This is a genomic window from Actinocrinis puniceicyclus (genome assembly GCF_018283645.1).
In the GTDB taxonomy this organism is placed as follows: domain Bacteria; phylum Actinomycetota; class Actinomycetes; order Streptomycetales; family Catenulisporaceae; genus Actinocrinis; species Actinocrinis puniceicyclus.
In genome coordinates, this window is the sequence record NZ_JAGSXH010000061.1 from 1 (window position 1) to 22,063 (window position 22,063).

Here is a 22,063-nt window from a genome sequence, read left to right on the forward strand (position 1 = left end):
GGGTGGGGATACCGGATACATCCCGACGAGTTGCGCACGCACGCGCAGGTCATGCGCGGGCACGCCGAGACGGTGACGGCGCACGCCCAGGTGCTGGTGGGCCGGCTGTCCGGGGCGAGTTTCGGGTGAGCAGCAGGCCGGCGAAGGCGCTGGAGCAGGGTGTGGCGGAGGACCTGATTCCTGCGGTGCACGATACGGAGAAGGCGTTGGGCAACGCGTTTCACTCGGTCGCCGACGGGGCCGATGGCGTGGCCGGGCGCACGGAGGCGGTCGAGGCGGAGGCGACGGGGAGGCTGTCCTCGGTCGGGAACCGCGAAACCGCCGCGGCGTCGGGCTCTGCGCAGGCGAGCGTGACCGGGGTCGGCGGGGAGGCGCAGGCCGCGCTGCGCACGCGAATATCCTCCGCGTTAGCGCCGCGCGAGGCTGCGGCGGGTGGGGCGCTGGGCTCGGGTCTGGAGCGCTGGCCCGCGTCCGGGCCGATGCGCCCGGGGCAGGAGGCCGGGGTGCGCGCGGCGCTGGAGCGGATGAAGTTCCCGCCGAACGACCGGCAGAAGATCTTCGACGCGCCGAAAAGCAAGAAGAGCCCGATGGGGGCGGACGCCGCCGAGCTGATCGCGCGCGGGCACCTGGAGGGCGCGGACGAGTATCGCGAGGTGCTCAGCCAGTTCAAGATGGCCGATGCGCGGCCGGCGGCGATGATGTCGCTTCGGCATGCCGACGATCTCCACCGGCTGGGGCACCGGAACCTGTTGTTCGAGATGAAGGAGCAGCCCGGGCAGAGCCACTTCGACATCGACGTGGGTACCCGGGCGGTTGATCACAGCCTGGCGGCGGGATACCAGCTCAAGGATGTCCAGCGCGTCGCAGGCCTGGACTCCGCCTCCCGAAAGGCCATCGCGCAACTGGTCAACGCCCCGTCCGGCCTGCGTGTCGCGTTGATGGACGTGCATGAGCCGTCCACCGCGCTGGACGATGCGACGCGGCAGCTGCTGAGCAGCCGGGCGGCGGCGAAGAACATCACCCTGCATCTCCGCTTCGCGGACGGGCGCGATCTGACCTTCCCGCCCGGCGCCGCCGTATACCCTGACCACTGAGGCCATCGACGATGACAACGACCCCCCTGCTGCGCGCTCCCCGGGACATCGCCTCCTGGATGTGGTTTCCGCGCCACCTGGAGCCCGGTCTGCAAGCCCAGTATGCGCTGGCCGCCCGGATCGCCGAGATCGCCGCCCGGCATGGGCTGCTGACCGCGCCCCGGATTGTCAGTGCCTGGAGTCTGGACGGCGTCAGGGTTCCCCAGGTGTGCGCCGTCGTGCAGCCTACGGGCGCGCTGGACGATCCGGCCGTGCTGGCGGCGGTCGTCGCCGCGCGCCCCGACGAGCTGCCCGAGCGGGCCGTGCCCGGTGAGATCGAGCTCGAAGGGCCGGGATCCTGGTACGACGCTGACGGCGCCGCGCACGCCGATGACGGCCTGCTGCGCATCACCGTGGACCTGCTGCCCGGCGACCCGTGGGTCCAGGTGGAGGTGTTCCACGACGTGTGGATGCCCTACGACTTCACGGGGCGGCCGCACCCCGAGGTGTATCAGTGCAATGCGTCGCGGTTGGCGGCAGCGCTCACCGATATCAATGCTTTGCTCGGCGCCGAGGCTGAACCGGGCGAGCTCACCTACTTCGGCCGCGCCGTGGCTCTTGGTGTTGAGAACAGCTTCGACGACGACGGCGAGCCCCTGGATGTCACCGATCTGATCAAGGCGGCGGCGCAGCGGTACGGCGGGTAGAGCCACATGAGCCGGGTGAGCGCCGCCGAGTGGTTGTGGCAGGAAGCCCTCGACCACCTGAAAGCCGATATCCTCGGAGTGTACGAACTTCTGTGGCTGCTGCGCGGCTCCGATTACCAGCTGCCCGAGCAGCAGGCCAAGGCCCTGGTCCAGTCCACCGCGTCGCTGCTACTTGCCGAGGGCAAGGCCAGGATCGTACGGCTGCAGTGGTAGCCGAAGGGCCGCGAAGGCGTTGCTCATCGCGAGATAGGCTAAGCGCACCAGCACGAGCGGTCATCCTGTCGCAGCTTCACCCACGACATGCGGGAAACCGCAGTAACGCCACGGCCCCGTGCACGGCGAACTGAATCCTCTAGCCTGCACGGACGACGTTTCCGGCACCCTCAGGTCGCTGCCGCGGTCCAGGCGGTGGCGGGTGAGTGTGTGGGTCCGGAGCTGGCCGGGACGGGTGCTGCGGCGCACAGGTGCGCGAAGGATGCCTCGGACGCGAGCCGGTCGGGGTTGTCTCCGGCGGTGGTCAGCGGCTGGGCGGCGGTCTCGGTGCCGACGCCGGGAAGCGCGAGCAGGCCAAAGCGGCGTGGGCTACCAGGGGTGCCAGTTCGGCGTCTGCGTCGGCGATCTCCTCGGCCAGGTGCTGATCACGGCGGCCAACCTGCGCAGCGCAGTGCGTGCCGCGGCCGTCAGGTCGCAAAGGTCTGCGGCCGGTGCCGACCGGGCCAAGGTCTCCAGCCAGCGCTTTCCGAATCCGATCAACCAGGGTCGGCGACGCGGTCGGCTATTCCTGGACGCAGGCGAGCATGTTCAGACCGCGGCCGTTGGGGTGTTGTGCCGGGTGGGGCTCGCCGTGCGCGTAGGGCTGGCAGCGTTCGGCCAGGTGCGGGGGCAGGCCGCTGTGTTCGGCGAACCAGGTGATCCAGTGGGGTAAAAGTGCCGTCAGTTGGCGGGCGAAGTCTTCCTGGTAGTAGTCCCGGAGGTGTTCGGCGAACACTGCGACGCGGTGCGGCGAGCAGGTGGCCTTCAGCTGCGGGATCTCGCCCTCGAACCAGTCGCGGGCCAGTGCATCGACAAGCTCTGCTTGGTCCGGCGGGGCGGGCGCGTCGGGCCGGTGCTCGGCGAGCCATGAGGTGAACTGTCGGGCGCACGTGGACGGCTCTGGCGTCTCGGGTCTTGTGCTGCGGGCTGCCGGGGGCATGCCGGTGCGGGCCAGTGCCTCGCGCAGTTCATCGGCTAGGCGTCGCGAGCGGTGGTACTCGGCGAACTGGCTCGCGGTCTCGCCGCCCGGCTCCAGAATGCCCTGGTCAGTGGGCAATAGTTCGGACAGCAGGCCGGGATCATCCACGGGCGCTAGGACGCAGCCGTCTGTGGCGGCGGGACCGACGACGACCTGCCACGCCGCCAGCGCGTGCGCGGAGTCGGGGAAGTAGCCGCTGTTCACGGTGAAGTGGGAATATCCGCAGGCGTCGATGTCCCACAGATACCAACGGTCCGGGCCTTCGGACGAGGGGAAGGGGACGGTGACGGCGAAGCGGCTGCCGTAGGCATCCCGGGTCCACTGGGCGGCGCCGGTAGGGGTGAGGACGGCGAGCGCGGGCAGGATATGCCCGCCGCGCCCGGCCCGTAGTGCGGCGATCGCCCTGCGCACAGCGTCGTCGTAGGGGTCTGATGCGATCGCGGCCAGGGTACTCAGGAGCAGCCAGGGGGCGTGCCAGGCGTGCGGATCCCGGTCGATGAGGGAGTGGCGCACGGCGCCGGCGGCGGCCGTGTTGAGCGCTTCCAGGAATTGGCCCGGGCTGACGTATTCCTCGAGCGCCTCTGCCTGGGCCAGCGCGTGCATCCGGGCGCCGAGCCGCGCGCACAGCTCGTCCTCGAACCGTGTCGCGCCGAGTTCCGACGCCAGGGTGGTTAATTCGGGCAGCCGGGTCTGCGCCTCGTGGGTGGCGATCGCCGCGCGGTGCTGGTCGAGTTGCCGGCGGTGAGCGCCCAGGTTCAGCAGTGCTTGCGCGAGCTCTCCGCGCTCAGGATCGAGCGACGCCCCCTGCTGCTCACGCCGCGCTCTGAGCTTGGCCCCCTGCTGGACGGACTTGGGACGCGGCGGTTTCTTCTTGCGCTGACGCGGGACTGGCACGGCGAGATTCTAGTGTCGGCGCCGGATCCGCCGCTGCGCCCTCGGGCGCGGCGAGACGCGTGGACATTGCACGTCATGCCACCACGAGGGGTGCGTCGCATCCCGTCCCGATCAGATATTCGCGCGCGCCGTAGACGCCCAGCGGGGTCAGCTCGACGCGGACCCGTTTCGGATCGCGTTCCTGTACTGCGTCCGTGCTCTGCCCGCCGGGGGGACCGCCCGCCTCGATCGAGACGGCGGCGCACCGGTGCAGGTGGCCGAGCAGCCCGATGGTCGTCTGCATCCCAGCCGTGACGTAGAGCTCGGACACCTCATGGTCGTCGGCCTCGTGCGACACGGCCCGTTCCAGCGCTCGCTCGATCGCGTCCAGTGACACCGGCCCTTGTGTCCGGTACAGCTCGGCAACCACCGCCTTGACCATCTGGTCGAGCTGCTCGGCCTGCGCCCCCTGCGCCTCTTCGTCGATGACCGCGACTTGGAAGGCGCTTAGCCACAGCTCGAGTGTCGCCTCGCAGTCCGCCTCGTTTCCGGCAGTCTTGATCGAAAGCTCCGCGCGCGGGCCGGGGATCGCAGTGCGGCGGCCCGCGCGCACCACGTCCTGCTCCACCGCCAGCTGCCACAGGTGCTCCATCTCGGGAACGTCCCCCATAGTCTTGATCTTCGAAGCGGCAGGCGTTTCGACACCTACCTGTCCGCACAGCTGCGCCAGCTCTCGGCCGACGGGCGCGCCCTGGCGCCCGACTGCCCGGCCAGGCGCGCACCATTCGGCGATGGCGGCGAGTCGGCGCAGCGTCAGCGCCGACGCGGCGTCGCGGGCGAGCGACTCGGGCGGTGCGAGCCGCACCGGAGGATAGCCGCAGGCGCACGGCCGTTCGCGCGCAATCGCACTGGCCCGGTACTGGGCGATGCGGCCTGGTGCCACTGCGGCGATCACGGCGCCGTCGTTGACGAACTGCGCGGTGACCAGTTCCGGACGTTCGTCGCACAGCGGGCCGAGGAATTCGGCACGCTCGGCGGCGGGGCATGCGTTGAATCGGTCGAGCCAGGCTTGCATGGCGCTGTCGTCGGCCACGTCGACCCCGGCCTCGCGGGCGGCCGTCATGAACCGCTTGGCCATGGCGTAGCGGCGCGGGTCCGCCATCGCCGCGGGGAACTGCGCCGCCGCGCGCTCCAGTTCGCGCAGCAAGGCGGCGAGCTTGGCGCTGGAGGCGTGGAAGCGGTCCTCCTGTTCGAGATATTCCAGATAGGCCCGCAGCGTTTCGACGCCGTGCTCGGCCAGGCCGCACACGTCGGTGAGTTTGCGCACAGCGATGTTGTACAGAACGGCGTGTACATCACCGCTGCGCCACAACAGCGGATTGGCGCGGCCACCCCAGCGCGCCCGCCCGTCGAGCAGCATGTACGCGCGCTGGCTCTGCCGCTCAGGCGAGTCGCCGGGCGCGGCGTGGCGGGCGCACCAGATCTCGAAGTCGGCCAGGATCCGGTCGGTCAGGTTCATCGGCACGGATGCCGATTGTGCCATCGTTCGCCCGGTTCATGAGCCACTGCCGCGCACTTGGCCGATGATCGGGCGGCGCGGCTGTGGTGATGGCAGCGGCGCGATTAGGTGTCGAGCATTGCTGCCCCGCAGTGGCGCCGTCCTATTCGGGTCGCCTGGTTTCAGACGTGGTGGACGGCGATGCGCGCGTGTTTGGGTTTGTCGGGTTCTTCGGTGAGCTGGGTCAGGTCGTCGACGTCGCTGGTGAGCAGGAGCACGGGTCTGGGACAGGCCAGGGCGACGGCGGCGACGAGGGAGTCGAGGGCGTGTGTGTGGCCGTCGAGTCCGCTGCGGCCGAGCAGTTCACCGGCCTGGCGCGCTAGCTGGGGGGTGATGGGTTCCTGGGTGATGGTCTTGAGGACACGGTGGATCTTGGTGTCTCGTGCGCTGCCGCGCAGCACCTCGGTCAGTGTGGTGGCGGCTATCACGATTTGGCCGCCGCGGGCGAGGACTCCCTCGGCGGCAGCGCGAGCGGTGGTGTTCTGGTCGGCGAAGGCGACTAAGCCCTGGCTGTCGAGTACGAGGGTGCCGCCTGGGCGTTCGGCGGGAGCGAGGTGCCGTTTCGCTGGGGTACGGGTCGTGCTCACGCGGCGCCCTGGGCCTGGTGGCCATAGGCATCGGGCCACCAGGAGGCGACTTCCGACCGCACGTCATCGGGCACGGGGCCGGATTCCTGGTCCATCTCGTCGAGGAGTTTGGCGAGCTGGTCGAGTTGGTAGCGTCGGGCCACGGCTTCGGTGATGTACGCGGAGAACTCCCGGTCCCCGATCTCCGCCTTGACGGCGGCCTCCAGGTCCTCGGGCAGGGTGATCGTGACGCGTTTGGCCCGACCGTGGAATCGCTCCGTCGCATCGATAGTCATACTCGGAATCATACACTGCGGGGGTGATCTCGCGAGCGGCGCGCGCGTCGCATGGCCCGGATCGCCCTGGTGCATTGCATTGGCGAGCGGTGGGCGAGCGTACAGGAGGGTCGTCGTGTTGGCTGCGCTTGCGTGGGCGAGTGTTGGGCGAGCGAACGTCCCGGCATCGCCCGGCAGCGGTCGTCATGGGATGGCGGTTCGGTGGGACGAGGCATGGACGGACCGGCATGATTCGGCATATTCTGAACGAGAATAGTGAATCATGGCACGTATAGCAGTGGACTCATAATCCTTGGGTCGCGGGTTCGAGTCCCACCCGCCCTACCGAGGTTGGACATCCAACCAGGCGGGTAAGCTGCACATATGCCCCGTTTCTCTCCGTATGGTTCAGACCACCTGACGTAGTGTCAGCTGGTGGTGGGAGGGAAGTGGGAGGGAGCCGGATGGATCTCGGTCGCCGGTTTGTAACGAAAGCGCCCGTGGGAAAAGCGGGGTCGAATCCGTTGGTCGGGCCACTCCACCGTTTCTGATCGTGTTCTGCCGGTGCCGTGCGCCGGTTGTCGCGCAATGCGTGGATGGCCGGTGCGACGGTGATGGGTGGCTGCGTCGGTGGTCGCTGCCCTTGCCGACAACCTCATCCGTGCTGGTCAGAGTTAGCGTACGCGTGAGGCCGATGTAGCGTGCGATAGCGAACGGCGGAACGTTCTCATGTCTGGCGGTTGCTGTGGCATGGTGGTCGGTCGTGCTGCTGCGACTGGCTTACCTTGGCGTGGCGAACGCGTTCGCGATGTTGCGGCTGCTTCCGATGAGCGATCGGGACAAGACCGCCGAGATACTCGCCTTACGCCATCAGCTCTTGATCCTGCAGCGGCAGTTCGGTCTGGACCGGGTGCGGTTCACCCCGAGCGATCGAGCCCTGCTCGCGGCACTGCTGCACCGGCTACCCAGACGTGTGCTCACGAGCCTGCATCTGGTGGTGCGCCCGGATACCGTTCTGCGCTGGCACCGCGACCTGATCGCGCGCCGCCACGCCGATCAGTCGCGGCCCAAGCTTCGAGACGGTCACCCTGTCCGGGGCCAGACTGCACGTGTTCGCGGTGATCGAGCACGCCAGCCGGAGAATCAGGGTCCTGGGCGCCACCGCGCACCCGACCGCGTCCTGGGTGACCCAGACCGGGAGGAATCTGGTGATGGATCTGCAGCACGCCGGCGCCCGGGAGCGGTTCCTGATCCGGGACCGGGACGGGGAGTACTCCGGCCTGTTCGACGCCGTCCTGGCGGACGCGGGGATCGGGTTCGTGCTCAGCGGCGTCCGGATGCCGCGGATGAACTCCATCATGGAACGGTGGGTGCAGACCTGCCGGCGCGAGCTGCTGGACCGCACCTTGATCTGGAACCGGGCCCACTTACTACACGCCCTACGGGAGTTCGAGCACTTCTACAACGAACACCGGCCGCACCAAGGCATCGCCAACGCCCGCCCACTCCACCTACTACCCGCTCCGATCACCGATCCAGGCCAGATCACCCATCTCGACATCCGACGACGCGACCGACTCGGCGGCACCCTGCACGAATACGAGCATGCCGCCTGACCTGCACGGACGGGGTTTTCGGCAGGGGCAGCGTGATGGATCGGCGGCTGCGTCGCCTCGCGCAGAGTCTCGTTCTCGAGCGGGTGCTGGATCTCCGCACCGCTGCCCGGCCGGATCGTGCTGGAGCGCGAACCCTGGTCGTACAAGCCCGACGGCCTTCTCGAACCCTCAGCCGTGTCCGAGGTCGGCGGGCAGCAACTCGAAGGTTTCGCGATGCGCCGGTGCGATGATCCGAAAGTCCTTGCGGTCTACCGTGGCGATCCTGCCGGTGTTGAGCCGTTCAGCCGTGGCGATGACTGCCGCGTCCACTGCGTCCAGCGGCAGATCCGCGTAGCACTTCCGTGGTCTGGTCCAGGAATGCGGCGCACGAGGTGTGGAACTTGTCGCGGCGGTTGACGGCAGCGACCAGGACGCCGGTGTCGACGACGATCACGCGGCGGGGTTCCCCAGTTCCTCGCGCAGGATCTGCGTGGAGCGCTCGGCCAGATCCGGTTCGCCGTCCATGATGCCGATGAAAGCGAAGCGGTGACGCGGTTCGGTCGGCGACTGCGGCTCGGGCGCATTGGCGCCTTGCTGCCCGTTCTCCGGCTCGCTGACCATGCCGCGAAGGAGCACGTACAGTGCCTCGGCCTGTTCAGGAGCGAGCTGGTCCACCAACCGGTGAATCGCCGGTCCGTGAGGTGCGATCGTCATGTATCCAGGGTAACGTCGGGTGTGGCGATCGGGCTGAACCTGGCGGTCAGGCTGGCGTCAGCATGGCGGGGCCACGTTTCATGATCCCTCTTATGATCGTGACTGTGGGAGGGATCACGGTGGATCGCGTGAGCCGGTGTGGGAGGGAATGGTTCAGACCACCTGGGGTGCGCACGGTTTTCGGCACCACGTGGCTTATTGCCCGGTGGGCATGCGTTTCTGCCAGGCGGTTCGTGTTTCCGTCGGGGTCTGGTAGCAGGGGGCGCAGTGCAGGCGTCGTTTGTTGTACTGCTTGATCCAGTTCCTGATGTCGTGGCGTGCCGTGGCCCGGTGGGGCCATGCGTCGGCGCCGATCTCGGTCTTGATCGTGGCGAAGAACGACTCGGCCGCCGCGCTGTCCAGGCACGACCCGGTAGGGCTGGTGCTCTGGCGGATCTCCAGGCGCCGTAGTGCGTTCCGGTGGATCGTCGCGTGGTACTGCGATCCGCGGTCTGTGTGCGTGATCGCGTTTCCGGCGACCGGGCCGGTGCGGTGGGCGGCCGTGATCGCCTCGGTGCGAGACTCGCCCGCATGTGCGGAGCGATCGCGTATCCGGTCAACTCCTTGGTACACAGGTCCAGGACTGTCGCGAGGCAGGCCGGCCCTCAATGGTCGGGAAACAGCTGATGTCCCCGACCGGCTTGAGTCCGGGCGTCGGCGCGGTGAACTGGCGGCGGATCAGATCCGGGACCGTAGCCGCGCCGGCGTCGGGCTTGGTCTAGTTCCTTCGTTTGCGGCGGGTGATCCCGGTGATGCCCTGCTCCCGCATCAACCTCGCCACTCGGCGCCGCCCGGCCTGCATGCCCTGGCGTTTCAACTCCCGAGTCACGTGCTCGGCCCCGTGAGCCGGGTACGCCGTGTGGAGCTCGACGATCCACGCGGTCAGCTCCCGCTCGTCGATCCCACGCTCGACCCGCCGGGCCTGGGCCCGAACCCGGGCGTGGTAGTTGTTGTGATCGGTCACCGGGATCCGGCACGGCCGCCGGATGCCGAACCGGGCAAGCCGGGCGTGGATGAACGCGAAGCGCTCACGTGCCGCGGCGTGATGGATCAACGGTTCCGCAGCCTCGCGCAGGACCTTGTTCTCCACCGGCAACCGCTGGATCTCACGCCGCAACTCGCGCACCTCGGCGTGCGGGTATCCGGCAACGGCGGAAAGTTCGCGGCGAGCGCGGCGGGGGCAGACATGAGCAAGCACTCTGCCGCACTCTTCCGGCCGCGCCGCGCCGCGTCGAGTTGCCGAACCGTGCCGTACCTTGGGCGCCGTATCCCCGAACCGAGTTCGCAGGACACGGATCTCAACCAGCACGGACGCCGAAGTGGTGTCGAAAACCGTGCGCACTCCAGCTAGGAGCCACATCCGACGGCTACACCCCAAAACCCTGCGAACCACCCCAACGTGTCACCCGTATCGGATCTGCACCCAATCGGCACCTGCACTCGCGCGATATACATGAATGCTCTAGAGTATGGACATTGATTGAATACATGCGGGAGGAGCGCCGGTGACCGTCACGCAGATCGACTTGGACGATGATGAGTTGGAGCAGGCGATGCGCAATCTGGGCACCGCCACCAAGAAGGACACGGTGAACACCGCGTTGCGCGAGGTCAACGCTCGCCGGCGCCGCTTGGCCGCCCTGGAGCGGATGGCCGAGCGCTACGAGCGCGGCGAGTTCGACGCGGCCGTCTCGGCTTGGGAGCACCGCAAGGGCGCCGCACCCGGGCCCGGGGCGCCCGCGCAGTGAGCGACGCCTACCTGATCGACACCAGTGCCGTGTGGCGGATCCTGCGCAATGAGGATGACCTGCGGCTTCGTTGGCTGCCGTTCCTGGCCGAGGGCCTGCTGCGCCACTGCGTGCCCACTCGGCTTGAGGTGCTGTTCGGGGCGCGCAGTGCGGCGCATCGCGCGGAACTGGAAGCCGATGTCGATGAGCTGTTCCCGCCGGTGGGTATGCCGAAGGACCCGTGGCGGTGGGCCGAGCGTGCCCAGTACGAGCTGACCGGGCACTCACAGCACCGCGGGCCCGGCGTGATCGATCTGCTGGTGGCCGCGACGGCAGTCCACCACGATCTGACCGTCTTGCACGTGGACAACGACTTCTCGGCCCTCGCCCGTGTCCTGCCTGAACTGCGCGAGCGTAACGCGCGGGCCTGAACGCGATGAACCTGGAGCGAATCTCTTGGCGAGGAGACCACCATCCCCGCGAGCACCCAGGTCGGCACGCTCGCCAAAACCTGGAAGATCACCCATGCTTACAGCAGCGTCCTCGGACTGCACGGCGGCGACACCTACACCCTCGGCGGCGGACTGCCCGCCGAAACAGTCGGCTATGCCTACAACAACGACGGCATGCTTCGATGGTGGCGGGTCCGGCGTGCCGGGTTCCGGTATCGGGTGCACGCTTGACGCGGTAGGAGTTGTGGCGTGCGCGTTTGACGACGCGGGGTAGGAACGGTGCCGGCGGATCGGGTTGAGGTTGCGCCGTGCGGTGATCTCCGCGACGGCCTCAGCGTGCAGGACCGCTTGGCGGTCAGGGGGGAAAAGGCCGCCGGATCACCGATCCGGCGGCGTGCCAGGCGCAAGGTGGCGGTGAACTTGATCCGGTCGGGGTCGGTCTCGGTGGCCGCGCGGCAGATCAGGGAAGTGATCGCGTAGTGCGCCAGCAGGTAGCCGTTACTCTCTTTCATGATCTTCTTCCAGAATTCGGGCAAATGGAAGATCTCGGATAAACCTGAAGCTTCCATGGAGTCACGACGGGAATCCGTTGATATCTAAGAGGTCTGATCTCGACGCCCGGCCTCCGCCTCAACCCTCTAACAACCGACCTTCACTCACCGCGCGTTGCAGCTGGGCTCGGACCGTCCGCCCGAGCCGACGCGTCTCCCGCCGGTTCGCCCAAGCACCAGCCGCCGCGCCACTCAGCAGCGGTCCGAGCGAGATCGTGCTGCGCGCCGCGCGGCGAGTCAGCCGCCGGGTGAGCCGTCCGCGCAGTGCCGGTCCGATGGCAAGCGCGATAGTTCCAGGCGCGAGTGAAACGCCACGCCGATCGGCCCACGCGCTCGTATAGCTGATCATCCGTTCGACGCCAGAACCGGGCGCCCGAAGGCCGTAAACCTCATGCAGCTCAGCGATCAGCTTGATCTCGATCCCGACGACCGCGACCGTCTCCGTCGCGACCTCCACCGCGAACAGCGGCGCGACCGGCAGCACCGCCCACACACCCACGGCGCCCCCGATCGCACCACTCGCCCGCGCAGCCCCCTCGATCAACACGTCGGCCAGCTCGTCCGCAGACAGACCAGGGTGCTGACGCCACAACGTCGCCTGATCGCGCACCGGCAACCGAGGCGCCATCGCCAGCACCTGATCGACGAGCCACTGCCCTGTCAGCTGGGCGCCGCGCCCACCCCCGGAAAACCCGCGCCGCAGAACCCCGGCGAGCCGCGAAAGCGGCCCCTTCAACCGCTGCGGCGCGGCGTCCTCGGTCGTAGCGAGCTCGCCAACAATCGCGGCGACCTGAGCGTCCGGCGCCCGCTCCGCGCCGCCCCCACCGCGCTCTGCGCCCACGTCATCCTCGCCAGCTCCGGCCATAACGCCTCCCTCGCCCGCTGCCAGCCACTCGACTACGACTTGACCACGTCAGTCTTCAGGAACACCCGGTCCGCATACCCTCAGTCCGCCTCGGCACTACCGCTGGCACGCAGCTTGCGCCGTGCGCGCTCGTAAAAGGTCGTCTTCCCCAGCCGAATTACCCGTGCCGCGCCACGGCTGGCCGTGACCTTGATCCGATCGCCGGCTCCTACGTGAGCGACCACCCCGCCGTACCTGCGAGGTACGCCCGGCGGCCCGTTCGGCTTCCTGGCGGTGGAGCAGTTGCGCGGCGTCGCCGCCGCGTGCGAGATCGTACGCGCGGACGCGGCGCGATGGGATGGCCAGGTCCCCACATCGAGGATCTGCATGCTGAGAACGAGATCCTTCGCGAGGCGGCGGCTGCGTTGATCCATCAGGCTCCGGCGGGGGAGCGCTTCGCGTTTGTGCACGCGCGCCGCGGCCGGTTCGGCGTGAGGCGGCCGTGCAGGATCATGGTCACCCACGGTGGCAACTACCGCGCTTGGGCTCGAAGCCAGGCGAAACGCCGTGAACGCGAGTACGACGATCAGCGGCTGACCGCCGTGATCATCGAGGTGCACACGGCGCATCCGGCCCACGGTGCGCTCCGTGTCACCCGCGAACTGCAGCGCCAAGGCATCCCGGTCGGCCGCCGAATCGTAGCCCGGCTGATGCGCCAGCAGGGCATCGCCGGAGTCACCCGCCGCAAACGCCGGAATCTGACCAGGCCGGACGCTAACGCGGCGGCGGTCCCGGACCTGATCCGGCGTGTGAAGCTGGTTGGAGACATCAGCTGTTTCCCGACCGATGAGGGATGGCTGTACCTGGCCACAGCCGTGGACCTGTATGGCAGTGATCGGCCATGCCGTCGCGCCGCACATGCGCGCGAGGCTTGCGGTGGAGGCGATCGCTGCGGCCCACCGCACACGGTTGGTCGTCGGCAACGCAATCACGCACACGGACCGTGGTGGTCAATACCATGCGAAGGCTTACCGGAACGCGCTCTCGCGGCTGGATATCCGGCAGAGCACCGGTCGTACCGGTTCTTGTCTCGATGGCGCGGCCGCCGAATCCTTCTTCGCCACGATCAAGACCGAGTTCGGCGTCGAGTGCTGGCCTGATCGTGCTACGGCCCGCCGCGACATCAAGAACTGGATCACGCTTGACAACGAGCGGCGCCTGCACTCCTCACTCGGCTACCAGACCCCGGTAGAAACACGAACCGCCTGGCAACAGCGCATGTCAGCGGCCACGTAATGCAAGGGGAGGTGAACGAACATGCCGACATCACAGACGGGCAGGTCCAGGAAGTCACCGCGGGTGAAGGACACCCGCTCGCCCATTCCCTTGGCGCGCGCCGCCTCCAGCATCGATCCGGAGATTTCCCGGCGGTGATCAGCGCCCTGGTGCAGGCCGCCGCGATCAGCGCGGTGAGGTTCCCGGTGCCGCAGCCGATCTCGTAGGCCGTTCGTACCGAGGAGGGATCCGGGTGCGCGGCGACCAGCAGCCGGCAGTTGCGCAACTAGACGCGCCGGGCGAGTTCCTCGTAGTCGGCGCCCGGGTTCCACCGGTGTGAGCGGGCGGTGTCGGTGGCGAGCCGGCTGATCGGCGTCAGGCCGATGATCTCGCGCGCCTCGGCGGGTGTGGCCGACTCGCGGCCGAGTTCCCGGGCGATCCGCACGGTCCGCGGCGATCATGGCGAGTGCCGCGTCGAGCTGCGGGCCGCAGTCGCATTTGCGGGAGCCGAGCACATCACCGGTCAGGCAGACGCTGTGCACCCCTACCAGCGGTGGCTCGGCGCCGCAGCCCTCCCCGGCGCGGTGGATGGCGGCCAGTACCTTCTCGCGCCCGTCGCCGTCGCCGTACACGTGCAGGTCGAAGTCGCCGAACCGGGTCGGCAGGGCGCAGCCGGCCAGAAGTCGTGTCACGGGTGATCCCTCATCTCGTCTCCCGGGCCGGATCGCTCCCGCGCGGGAATTCCACCGTGCCCGCCGCGGCGTCGAGTTCGGCATCGGCGCCGTAGGGCACGACCCAGGTCGGCGCCATGTGCCCGATGTCCGCGTTGACCACGAGGGGGCCCTCGCCGAGCGGGCCCGCCGATCGCGCCGCCTCGCGCACCATCCCCGCCCACTCGTCGAGTCCGTAGCGCACGTCCGGGCCGACGATCATGCCCGCCAGGCCGGACAGGTCCACCGCCCGCGCGGCCTCGCGCAGGGTCCGGCTCATCGGGACGTCCGAGTACGGGGAGATGTCCCAGGCCAGCACGTGCCCGTCGAGTTCCAGCCCGAAGTCGGCGACGATCCCGGTCAGCATGCTCAGTTCCATGCACAGCACTGGGCCGCGGGCCCGCCCGGGGCGCAGCCAGGTCAGGCCGCCGGGTACCTCGCGCGGTCGGGGCAGCGCCTCGCGTTTCGGCACCGACCACGGGTGGAACACGCGGGTGCGCGTCGGCACCGGGCGGCAGGTGAGCCGGTCGCCGCGGCCCAGGGCCCGGTGGAGGTTGTCCGGCGACTCCGGGAACGGCCCGCCGGCCTCTCCGAAGGTCACCATGAAGGTCGCGCCGTAGAAGGAGGTCAGCCGTGCCTCGCTGAGCAGGTACTGGTTGAGCCAGGCGGTGTCGCAGTGCCCGACGAAGGGTTTGGGATGGCCGGCGATGAAACCGGCGTCGAGCAGCGGCAGCAGCTCCCGGGTGCTCGCGCCGCCGGTCGCCGCCATGATCGCGTCCACCTCCGGGTCGGCGAAGGCCGCCATCAGGTCGCTCGCGCGCTGCTCGGCGGTGCCGGCGCACTGCCCGTCGGCGGTGGTGAGAGCCGCGTGTTCGCCCAGGCTGACGCGGTAGCCGGCGTCGGTCAGCGCGCGGCGGGCGCGTTCGGCCCGTACCGGCGAGAAGGCGATCGCCGGCGCGGCGGGGCTGACCACGCGCACGTGGCCGCCGCGCGGCAGCAGCGGGGGCCGTCGGGACTGCGTCGCGATCATCGGCACTCCCCGTCCGCTCGAGCCCTGAGGAACGCCCACATGGACGAGGTCTTCGCCCCGCGTAGTGTCTTGGCGGGGCCGGCGGCGAGCCCGAGGCGAATGCGGCGGTGGCCGTGTCCGAGGGCGCCGAGGGCGTAGGCGGGGTCGGGCGGGCGTCCGTTGCGTGGCCGGTAGAGTCCGAGCACGCCGACCGGTGCGGCGCCCTGGAAGGCCACCGCGGACTTTCTGGCACAGCGCGGATCGCCCTCGCGCCCGGCGGCGGCGAGCCGGCCCGGGGTCGCGAAGGGCCCCGAGGCCTGCCATGCCGCGTCCCCGGAGCCGAGGAGGGCGTCGGGCTCGGCCATCGTCTCCAGCCGGAGGGTCACCGCGCGTCCCTGAGGATGGCGGCGAGCTCGGCGACCGTCGGGGCGCGGAAGATGTCGCCGGGCGCGAGTTCGACGCCGAACCGCTCGGTGATCCGGGAGATGGCCGCCATCATGTGCAGTGAGGTGCCGCCGAGGTCGAAGAAGTCGTCCATGGGCCCGACGTCGGGGACTTCGAGCACCTCTGCGAAGATCTCGCACAGCTCGCGTTCCCACGCGCCGTCACCGGGGGCGGCCGGCGCGCTCTCAGGGCCCTTCGACCCGTCCGCCGCGCCGCCGCTCGCGTGCGCGCCGAGAACGGGGGCGGGCAGGCGAGCCCGGTCCACCTTCCCGTTCGCGGTGACCGGGATCCGGTCCAGGACCATGTAGAGCGAGGGGACCAGGTGCGTCGGCAGGCTGCGTGCGAGGAACTCGCGCAGGGCCGCGGGGTGCGGAACCTGCTCGTCCTGCGCCGCGACGAGGTACCCGACGAGGCGGCGTTCGCCCTTGGCGTCCTCGTGCGCGAGCACGACGGCCTGGGCGACGGCGGGGTGGGCGAGCATCGCCGAGACGATCTCGGCCGGCTCGATCCGGAAGCCGTGGATCTTCATCTGCTCGTCCGCGCGGCCGGCGAATTCCAGCCGGCCGTCCTCGAGCAGCCGCACCAGGTCGCCGGTGCGGTACATGCGGCTCGCGGGCGGGCCCTGCGGGCAGGCGAGGAACCGCTGCGCGGTCAGGTCGGGCCGGTTGAGGTAGCCGGCGGCGAGCCCCTCTCCCGCGACGAAGAGCTCCGCGACCGCCCCGGGTGTCGCTGGGCGCAGTCCTTCGTCGAGCACGAGCACGCTCAGGCCCGGGACGGCCGCGCCGAGCGGCGGCGTCTGTCCGGCGACGAGCGGAGCGCTGAGGGTCGCGCACACCGTGGTCTCGGTCGGGCCGTAGGCGTTGACCATGGCGCGTCCGGGAATCCAGGCGGCGGCCAGTTCACGGCCGCACGCCTCCCCGGCCGTGACCAGGACCCGCACCGTCGGCAGCGAATCGGCCGGGAGCGTGGCCAGCACGGCGGGACCGATCGTCAGATGCGTGACGCGATGCCTGGTCAGGAAGTCGGCGAGCGGGGCACCGCCGGCGGCCGCGTGCTGCGGGAGGACGACGAGCGCGGCGCCGGTCAGCAACGCCATGCACATCTCCCAGACGGAGGCGTCGAAGGAGACGGAGGCGATCATCGCGACGCGCGCGTCGCCGGCGGCGCCCAACTGCTTGAGGTGCGTGCGGCGCAAACCGGCGAAGCCGCGGTGGGTGACCACGACTCCCTTGGGCTTGCCGGTCGAGCCCGAGGTGTAGATCAGGTACGCGGGCGCGTCGGGATGCAGGGCGGGCAGGTCCCGCGCGGCCGCCGCGGCGGTTCCCCGGCCGGCTTGCGTGCCTTTGCCGGGTGCCTGGGTGAACACCTCGTCCGCGGTCACCGCGCGTGCCCGCGGGCCGGCCGCGTCCGCGGCGGCGAATCCGGGTTCCGCGATGACCAGCGTGGGTCGCGCGTCGGCCAGCAGGTTGCGGACGCGTTCCTCGGGATACGACGGGTCGATCGGCAGATACACCGCGCCCGCCTTGAGTACGGACACGAACGCGACGGCGGTTGCCTGGGAGCGCGGCAGGATCACCGCCACCGTGCCGCCCGGTCCGGCGCCGAGGGCGCGCAGGGCCACGGCGCCGCGGTCCGTCAGCGCGGACAGTTCGGCGAACGTCACTCGGTGCTCGTCCGGGCCGGTCGGGATGAGCGCCGGGGCGTCGGGCGTCTGCGATGCCTGATGCCCGAATAGCGCGGGGAGGGTGCGGGCGCTCTCGCTCGGGTTCGGGGCCGGTGTCTGGGCGGCCAGCAGCTCGACCGAGATCGGCCGCTCCCGTTGCGCCACGGCCAGGCAGTGCTCGCGCGAGCCGCGGGCCACCGCCCGCCAGCCGGCCGGAACGTCGAGGACGGCCGGCCAGAGCGAGCGGTCTCCCGCGTCGTCGGCCAGCATGAGGTAGCCCTCGGGGCACTCGTCGAGGATGCCAGGCATGTCAGGACTCCGATTCAGAGGCGCCGCCCGGTGCGGGCTCGGCTCCGGACGCGGCGCTCAGCGTGAGCACGGCCCGGCCCGGGCGGGAGAGCGCAAGCAGGACGAGGGCGCCGAGCAGCAGGACGGCGCCGCCGGCCAGGACCGGCCCCGGACCCAGCGAACGGGCGGCCAGGCCCGCTCCGGCCAGGCCGATCGGGAGGAACGCGTAGGACAGGGCGATGGCGATGCTGTAGACGCGCGAGATGATCTCCCGCGGCACCAGTGTCTGCAGCAGTGTGTTCTCCGGGACCTCGATCGCGAAGCCGGAGCCCACCAGCAGCGCCGCGATCAGCACGAAGGCGCGGTTCTCGTGGTAGGCGGAGGCGGCGAGCACCCCGAGGCCCATCGCCGCGCCGAAGACGTACAGCTGCTTGCCGGCGACGAACCGGCCGCGCACCCGCCCGAGGATCAGGGCGCAGCCGATGCTCGCGCACACCTGTACCGCGCTCAGAGCGCCGAGCTCGTTGGCACTGCCGTGCAGGGACCGCACCACTTCCGGCAGGAGCACCAGGTACGCCGGCACCGTCGCGCCGTTGCCGACGATCTCGATGACGATCAGGACCTTGAGCCATCCGGTGCGACGCAGATACGCCAGTCCGGCCCAGGCGCTGCTCGCGAAGCCGGTCGCCGTGCGCAGCTGCCCGGCCTGCGGCCGCGTCGCCTTCAGGTGCCGCATGACGGCGGTGGTGGCGGCCACGGCCACGAGGAAGGTGAGCGCGTCGAAGCCGAAGGAGGCGCGGATCCCGCCCAGTCCGTAGACGACGCCCGCGATCGCCGGGCCGGCGATGCGCGCGGTGTTCGCCGAGACGCTCAGCAGCGCACTGGCCTCGGGCAGGTCGGCGCGGCGCACCATGTCGCCGCTGACCGCCGAGTAGGACGGGTTGTAGAACGCCGTCGTCACGCCCAGCAGCAGCGCGCAGGCCGCCAGTTCCGGCACGGTCGGCTGCCCGGCCAGCGTCACCAGCGTCATCGCGCCCGTCACCACGGCCGCGCCCAGGTCGGAGGCACGCAGCACGACCACCCGGGTGTAGCGGTCGGCGACCGCGCCGCCGAGGAACAGCAGCAGCAACTGCGGCAGGGCGTTGGCCGCCATGATCAGGCCCATGTCGGCCGAGGACCCGGTGACGCTGTAGACCACCCAGGCCAGGCCGACGCTGTAGACGCCGTTACCGAGGCCTGAGACGGTTTGGCCCAGCCACAGCCAGAAGAACGCCCGGTTGCGCAGCAGCGCCAGATATCCGCGCGAGCGCCGCCCGTCCTGCGTGCCCGGCAGCGCCTGCACGGCCTGCCCCTCGTCCGTGCTCACGGCGCCTCGCGGTTGAGCCAGCCCTCGATGACGGCGCAGACCTCGCCGGCGTGCTGTTCGTGCATCAGCGCGAAATGGTCGGCATCGAGGGGGAAGACGCGCAGTTCGCCCTCGACGTACCCGCGCCAGCCCTCGACCAGCACGTCCGGCGGGCAGTCCGGGCGGCCGGTGCACAGGTAGTCGACGTCCACGGGAACCGGTGCCGGCTTGTACCGGGAGATCGCCGCGCCGTTGACCTCGTAGATCTCCACCAGCGGCTGCAGGTCCTGGATGCGGAACGCCTTGGGGACGCGGCCGTCGGCGATCGCCCGTTCGCGGAAGTCGTGCAGCAGTTGCCCGCGGGTACGCCCGGGCTCGGCGGCGAACACGGAGCGCAGGCCGACCGCGCGCGAGAGCAGGCCGAGGGTCTGCTCGAACGTCAGCGTCATCTCCCGGAAACACGGCGGCTCCGTGTCGAGCATCCCGACCAGCGACACCGCCTCCCCGCGGCCGCGCAGTATCCGCGCCATCTCCGCCGCGATCAGCCCGCCCATCGAGTAGCCGATCAGCTCATACGGGCCCTGTGACTGTACTTCGGTGATCGCGGCGACGTAGCGCGCCGCCATCTCCTCGATCGTCGGGTCGGCCTGCGCGCCCGCGCGCAGGCCGTGGCACTGCAGGCCGTAGACGTCACGCAGCCGGCCGAGGCGGCGGGCGACCGGCGCGTAGTAGGCGACCGTGCCGCCGACCGCGTGCAGGCAGAACAGGGGCCTGCCGGTGCCGCCGACTTCCAGCGGCACCAGGCAGTCCGAAGCGAGTCGCCACATGCGCACTCAGCCCCCGCCCGCCGCGGCCTCGGATTCCACGAATTCGCGGATCCGGTCCACCGCCCACGCGTCGAGCGTGGCTCGGACATCCGAACGCTGCGCCCCCTGATGCTGCGTGACGAACACGTTGGCGTCCCAGGCCGCGTCCAGGAACGCGCGCACCCGCCCGGCCTGATCGGGGTTCACCGGATCCAGATAGCAGCCGCGCAGGCCGTCCGCGCGCAGCGCGCCGGCGACCGCGTCGAGGTCCATGAGCTCGAGCCGGCCGACGTTGACCAGATAGGGCCGTCGCGCCGCCGCACGCTCGAGCCACGCGGCGCCTACCTTCCCACGGGTGCCCTCGCGCAGGGGCAGCGCCAGCACGTGCACGTCGGAGCCGGCCAGCGCCTCGTCCTGCGGCACGGTCGGCGCGCCGGCCGGCACAGAGGGGTGGCGCACGTACGCCGCGACCGCCCCGGCCGCCGTGAGCCGGTCGAACACGGCCGTCCCGACCGGCCCCGCGCCCCACACGGTCACCCGCTGGCGCGCCGTCGCCTCGCCCATCAGCCGGTGCTTGGCGTAGGTCCCCTCCAGCAGCAGACGGTAGCCGCGGGCCATCTGCCGGCACAGCACCGTCAGCCCGGCCACGGCGAGCTCGGCCACCGCCTCGGCGCTGACCGCCGCGCTGCGGTGCAACCGGATCGCGCGCTCGGCGAGCAGATCCACCGCGATGTTGTCGCAGCCGCTGCCCGGGCGCACCACGTCCGTCAACGCGGGCAGCAGCGCCAGCTGCGGGGCGCGCAGGTCCGTCTCCGAACGCAGGATGACAGCGCGGCACGCCGCCCGCCGCGGCTCGGGTATCTCCGCGACCGAGGCGGCCTGCACCACGGTCGCGATCGTGCGCAGACGCTCGAGCTCGCCTGCCTCGAGCCTCGTCAGTACACCCACCACCGGCCGTTGCGCCGCGTTCACGCGACCGCCCCGGCCAGGCACCCGCTCTCGCGCAGCGCCGCGAGGGTGACCGGGTGCAGCACCTCGTCCAGTGCGTCGCCGCTCGCCATCAGCTCCCTGACCTGCGTGCCGGAGATTCGGGGCAGATGGCCGACATCCAGGCGCACGACGCGTTCGCCCAGCGCGGTCCAGGCCCGTGCCTTGGCGTCCTCGAAGTCGTCGCGCGCCGGTACCGCGAACACGCGGTCGGCCGGCAGCAACTGGCGGTACAAGGGCCAGTCGAGGTCGAGCCGGTGCCCTCCGAGCACCGTGACGTCCGCGGCGCGTCCGGGATGGGCGGCGCGCACGGCGCTTTGCACCATCCGCTGCCGCAGCCACAGCGGCCACGGATTGCGCTCGGCGGCGTGATGTCCGTCCACGATCGCCGAGAACTGCGGCACCGGCGAGGGTACGGCGCTGTGCGTGCTCGTCTCGTTCGCCACGACCACCACGGTCACCTGGTCGGCGTGCCGCAGCAGTTCCCCGACGTAGGCCAGATGACCGCGGTGCACCGGCTGGAAGCGGCCCTCCCAGACGAGATGCGGGTACCGGTCGTGCGTCATGCGTGCGTCAGCCCCTTCTCGCGTCCGGCGTCCAGGAAGCCCGGGTAGCGCTCCTCGGACATGCCCGGCCGCACCGCGCGCCGCCGCGCCGGGCGGCACACGACCACCGGGATCATCCTGTGGTGGCCGCGGACGAATTCGGCCGCTGTGGCGCAGCGCATCGCCTCGTACAGGTTCACCCCGGCCGTCGCCCCGATCGGGGTCGCGCCGATCGTGAGCGTGCCGATGATGGGGGTGCGCGTGTCCAGCCCGGTGTCGGTGTCGGAGATCACCACGTCGACGGCGACGCCGTGCGCCTGCCGCAGCGCCGCGGCGATCTGCGCGCAGCGCGCGTTGGGGTCGTCGGTGCCGAGCGTGGCCTGGTCGGCGCGGAACTCGTCGGCCAGCAGCAGATGCTGTGCGGTGACCTCGAAGCCGAGCCGTGCGCTCCACTCGGCCGCCAGCGCCGGGAGCCGGTGCGCCGGGACGGTCTTCGGATCCGGCTCGGCCAGCACCCCGCGCGGCCCGATCCGGCCGAGCGCGGCCGAGACCACCTTGTCGGCCACCACGACCACGTCGCCGTCGTGCACCGCGAGGCCCGTGAGCGCGCACAGCCGCGCCAGCGCCGCCTCCCAGCCCGCGTCGACGTCCACCTCGCCCTCGACGGCCTCGGTCGACGCACAGATGTGCCCGGATTCGCCCATGCTCCCGAGCAGCCCCTTGAACGCGGCGTTCACCGCGATCGCGAGCTCCCAGAACCAGTCGGGGCGTTGGCCGCCCGTCATA

The 22,063-nt window shown here is 70.5% G+C and carries 27 protein-coding genes and 3 pseudogenes; 9 read left to right on the forward strand and 21 right to left on the reverse strand.

Translation table 11 applies throughout. The features are described 5' to 3' along the window. Nucleotides 1–161: 161 nt before the first annotated feature. Genes KGA66_RS17210 through KGA66_RS17220 form a run of 3 tightly spaced genes read left to right on the forward strand, consistent with a single transcriptional unit; the run spans nucleotide 162 to nucleotide 1,993 of the window. A complete protein-coding gene (locus KGA66_RS17210; RefSeq protein ID WP_211469161.1) occupies nucleotides 162–1,094 on the forward strand; it encodes a hypothetical protein in 933 nt (310 codons plus the stop codon). Nucleotides 1,095–1,105: 11 nt separating this feature from the next. Next, nucleotides 1,106–1,780, forward strand: a complete 675-nt coding sequence (locus KGA66_RS17215; protein ID WP_211469162.1) for a hypothetical protein — start codon at nucleotides 1,106–1,108, stop codon at nucleotides 1,778–1,780. A gap of 15 nt (nucleotides 1,781–1,795) precedes the next feature. Then, nucleotides 1,796–1,993 (forward strand): hypothetical protein, encoded by a 198-nt coding sequence (locus tag KGA66_RS17220; protein WP_211469163.1) that lies wholly within the window; start codon nucleotides 1,796–1,798, stop codon nucleotides 1,991–1,993. Nucleotides 1,994–2,163: 170 nt separating this feature from the next. Here KGA66_RS17220 and KGA66_RS32120 read toward each other — a convergent pair whose 3' ends face one another. The 5 genes from KGA66_RS32120 to KGA66_RS17245 form a co-directional block, all read right to left on the reverse strand. Continuing rightward, entirely contained in the window at nucleotides 2,164–2,346 is a 183-nt protein-coding gene (locus KGA66_RS32120) for a transposase (protein ID WP_211469205.1), read from the reverse strand. Between the two features lie 209 nt (nucleotides 2,347–2,555). Beyond that, entirely contained in the window at nucleotides 2,556–3,905 is a 1,350-nt protein-coding gene (locus tag KGA66_RS17230) for a hypothetical protein (RefSeq protein ID WP_211469164.1), read from the reverse strand. Nucleotides 3,906–3,978: 73 nt separating this feature from the next. Further along, a complete protein-coding gene (locus KGA66_RS17235) occupies nucleotides 3,979–5,403 on the reverse strand; it encodes a hypothetical protein (RefSeq protein ID WP_211469165.1) in 1,425 nt (474 codons plus the stop codon). A 161-nt stretch (nucleotides 5,404–5,564) separates the two neighbouring features. After that, nucleotides 5,565–6,029 carry a type II toxin-antitoxin system VapC family toxin gene (locus tag KGA66_RS17240; RefSeq protein WP_211469166.1) on the reverse strand — a complete coding sequence of 155 codons (465 nt, stop codon included), beginning with the start codon at nucleotides 6,027–6,029 and terminating at the stop codon, nucleotides 5,565–5,567. After that, on the reverse strand, nucleotides 6,026–6,304 hold the full coding sequence (locus KGA66_RS17245; protein WP_211469167.1) for a hypothetical protein: 279 nt from the start codon (nucleotides 6,302–6,304) through the stop codon (nucleotides 6,026–6,028). The genes KGA66_RS17240 and KGA66_RS17245 overlap by 4 nt, the downstream gene beginning before the upstream one ends. A gap of 742 nt (nucleotides 6,305–7,046) precedes the next feature. Between KGA66_RS17245 and KGA66_RS32125 the strand changes: the two are divergent. Beyond that, nucleotides 7,047–7,899, forward strand: a pseudogene (locus KGA66_RS32125) (integrase core domain-containing protein). Nucleotides 7,900–8,067: 168 nt separating this feature from the next. Here KGA66_RS32125 and KGA66_RS17255 read toward each other — a convergent pair. The 4 genes from KGA66_RS17255 to KGA66_RS17270 form a co-directional block, all read right to left on the reverse strand. Further along, nucleotides 8,068–8,208: a PIN domain-containing protein gene (locus tag KGA66_RS17255; protein ID WP_211469169.1), complete on the reverse strand. Its 141-nt coding sequence runs from the start codon at nucleotides 8,206–8,208 to the stop codon at nucleotides 8,068–8,070. 120 nt (nucleotides 8,209–8,328) lie between these two features. After that, on the reverse strand, nucleotides 8,329–8,592 hold the full coding sequence (locus tag KGA66_RS17260) for a hypothetical protein (protein ID WP_211469170.1): 264 nt from the start codon (nucleotides 8,590–8,592) through the stop codon (nucleotides 8,329–8,331). A 195-nt stretch (nucleotides 8,593–8,787) separates the two neighbouring features. Then, nucleotides 8,788–9,204 (reverse strand): integrase core domain-containing protein, encoded by a 417-nt coding sequence (locus KGA66_RS17265; RefSeq protein ID WP_211469171.1) that lies wholly within the window; start codon nucleotides 9,202–9,204, stop codon nucleotides 8,788–8,790. Between the two features lie 145 nt (nucleotides 9,205–9,349). After that, nucleotides 9,350–9,829, reverse strand: a complete 480-nt coding sequence (locus KGA66_RS17270) for an IS3 family transposase (RefSeq protein ID WP_211469172.1) — start codon at nucleotides 9,827–9,829, stop codon at nucleotides 9,350–9,352. A 307-nt stretch (nucleotides 9,830–10,136) separates the two neighbouring features. On the opposite strand from KGA66_RS17270, the gene KGA66_RS17275 reads away from it, so the two are divergent. Together KGA66_RS17275 and KGA66_RS17280 are read left to right on the forward strand one after the other, a co-directional pair. Beyond that, nucleotides 10,137–10,379, forward strand: a complete 243-nt coding sequence (locus tag KGA66_RS17275; RefSeq protein WP_312886957.1) for a type II toxin-antitoxin system VapB family antitoxin — start codon at nucleotides 10,137–10,139, stop codon at nucleotides 10,377–10,379. Continuing rightward, complete coding sequence (locus KGA66_RS17280; RefSeq protein ID WP_211469173.1) at nucleotides 10,376–10,789, forward strand: PIN domain-containing protein; 414 nt, start codon at nucleotides 10,376–10,378, stop codon at nucleotides 10,787–10,789. The genes KGA66_RS17275 and KGA66_RS17280 overlap by 4 nt, the downstream gene beginning before the upstream one ends. 179 nt (nucleotides 10,790–10,968) lie before the next feature. Here the strand turns inward: KGA66_RS17280 and KGA66_RS17285 are convergent, their stop codons facing one another. Beyond that, the gene (locus KGA66_RS17285) at nucleotides 10,969–11,379 is read right to left on the reverse strand and encodes a hypothetical protein (RefSeq protein WP_211469174.1); all 411 of its coding nucleotides are present in this window, start codon (nucleotides 11,377–11,379) and stop codon (nucleotides 10,969–10,971) included. 61 nt (nucleotides 11,380–11,440) lie between these two features. After that, the gene (locus KGA66_RS17290) at nucleotides 11,441–12,226 is read right to left on the reverse strand and encodes a hypothetical protein (protein ID WP_211469175.1); all 786 of its coding nucleotides are present in this window, start codon (nucleotides 12,224–12,226) and stop codon (nucleotides 11,441–11,443) included. A gap of 491 nt (nucleotides 12,227–12,717) precedes the next feature. Between KGA66_RS17290 and KGA66_RS32135 the strand changes: the two are divergent. The 3 genes and pseudogenes from KGA66_RS32135 to KGA66_RS31670 all read left to right on the forward strand — a co-directional run. After that, nucleotides 12,718–12,897: pseudogene (locus tag KGA66_RS32135) on the forward strand (IS3 family transposase); the annotation flags it as partial. 193 nt (nucleotides 12,898–13,090) lie between these two features. Next, entirely contained in the window at nucleotides 13,091–13,501 is a 411-nt protein-coding gene (locus tag KGA66_RS17300) for an integrase core domain-containing protein (protein ID WP_211469176.1), read from the forward strand. Nucleotides 13,502–13,512: 11 nt separating this feature from the next. Continuing rightward, on the forward strand, nucleotides 13,513–13,707 hold the full coding sequence (locus tag KGA66_RS31670) for a hypothetical protein (RefSeq protein ID WP_246508008.1): 195 nt from the start codon (nucleotides 13,513–13,515) through the stop codon (nucleotides 13,705–13,707). Between the two features lie 59 nt (nucleotides 13,708–13,766). On the opposite strand, the gene KGA66_RS31675 is transcribed toward KGA66_RS31670, so the two are convergent. From KGA66_RS31675 to KGA66_RS17345, 10 genes and pseudogenes are all read right to left on the reverse strand, one after another. After that, a complete protein-coding gene (locus KGA66_RS31675; protein ID WP_246508009.1) occupies nucleotides 13,767–13,925 on the reverse strand; it encodes a 3-keto-5-aminohexanoate cleavage protein in 159 nt (52 codons plus the stop codon). A gap of 64 nt (nucleotides 13,926–13,989) precedes the next feature. Continuing rightward, nucleotides 13,990–14,256, reverse strand: a pseudogene (locus KGA66_RS31680) (hypothetical protein); the annotation flags it as partial. Then, nucleotides 14,183–15,220, reverse strand: coding sequence for a S66 peptidase family protein (locus KGA66_RS17310; protein ID WP_211469178.1), 1,038 nt, complete (start codon nucleotides 15,218–15,220; stop codon nucleotides 14,183–14,185). The gene KGA66_RS17310 and the pseudogene KGA66_RS31680, both read right to left, overlap by 74 nt. Continuing rightward, the gene (locus tag KGA66_RS17315) at nucleotides 15,217–15,585 is read right to left on the reverse strand and encodes a hypothetical protein (protein ID WP_211469179.1); all 369 of its coding nucleotides are present in this window, start codon (nucleotides 15,583–15,585) and stop codon (nucleotides 15,217–15,219) included. The genes KGA66_RS17310 and KGA66_RS17315 overlap by 4 nt, the downstream gene beginning before the upstream one ends. Continuing rightward, nucleotides 15,582–17,615, reverse strand: a complete 2,034-nt coding sequence (locus KGA66_RS17320) for an amino acid adenylation domain-containing protein (protein ID WP_211469180.1) — start codon at nucleotides 17,613–17,615, stop codon at nucleotides 15,582–15,584. The genes KGA66_RS17315 and KGA66_RS17320 overlap by 4 nt, the downstream gene beginning before the upstream one ends. A gap of 1 nt (nucleotide 17,616) precedes the next feature. Then, nucleotides 17,617–18,960, reverse strand: coding sequence for an MFS transporter (locus tag KGA66_RS17325; protein WP_211469181.1), 1,344 nt, complete (start codon nucleotides 18,958–18,960; stop codon nucleotides 17,617–17,619). After that, complete coding sequence (locus KGA66_RS17330) at nucleotides 18,957–19,766, reverse strand: thioesterase domain-containing protein (protein ID WP_211469182.1); 810 nt, start codon at nucleotides 19,764–19,766, stop codon at nucleotides 18,957–18,959. The genes KGA66_RS17325 and KGA66_RS17330 overlap by 4 nt, the downstream gene beginning before the upstream one ends. A 6-nt stretch (nucleotides 19,767–19,772) precedes the next feature. Then, complete coding sequence (locus KGA66_RS17335; RefSeq protein WP_211469183.1) at nucleotides 19,773–20,717, reverse strand: NAD(P)-dependent oxidoreductase; 945 nt, start codon at nucleotides 20,715–20,717, stop codon at nucleotides 19,773–19,775. Further along, nucleotides 20,714–21,298, reverse strand: coding sequence for an adenylyltransferase/cytidyltransferase family protein (locus KGA66_RS17340; protein ID WP_211469184.1), 585 nt, complete (start codon nucleotides 21,296–21,298; stop codon nucleotides 20,714–20,716). The genes KGA66_RS17335 and KGA66_RS17340 overlap by 4 nt, the downstream gene beginning before the upstream one ends. Further along, nucleotides 21,295–22,062 carry a hypothetical protein gene (locus tag KGA66_RS17345; RefSeq protein WP_211469185.1) on the reverse strand — a complete coding sequence of 256 codons (768 nt, stop codon included), beginning with the start codon at nucleotides 22,060–22,062 and terminating at the stop codon, nucleotides 21,295–21,297. The genes KGA66_RS17340 and KGA66_RS17345 overlap by 4 nt, the downstream gene beginning before the upstream one ends. Nucleotide 22,063: the final 1 nt, after the last annotated feature.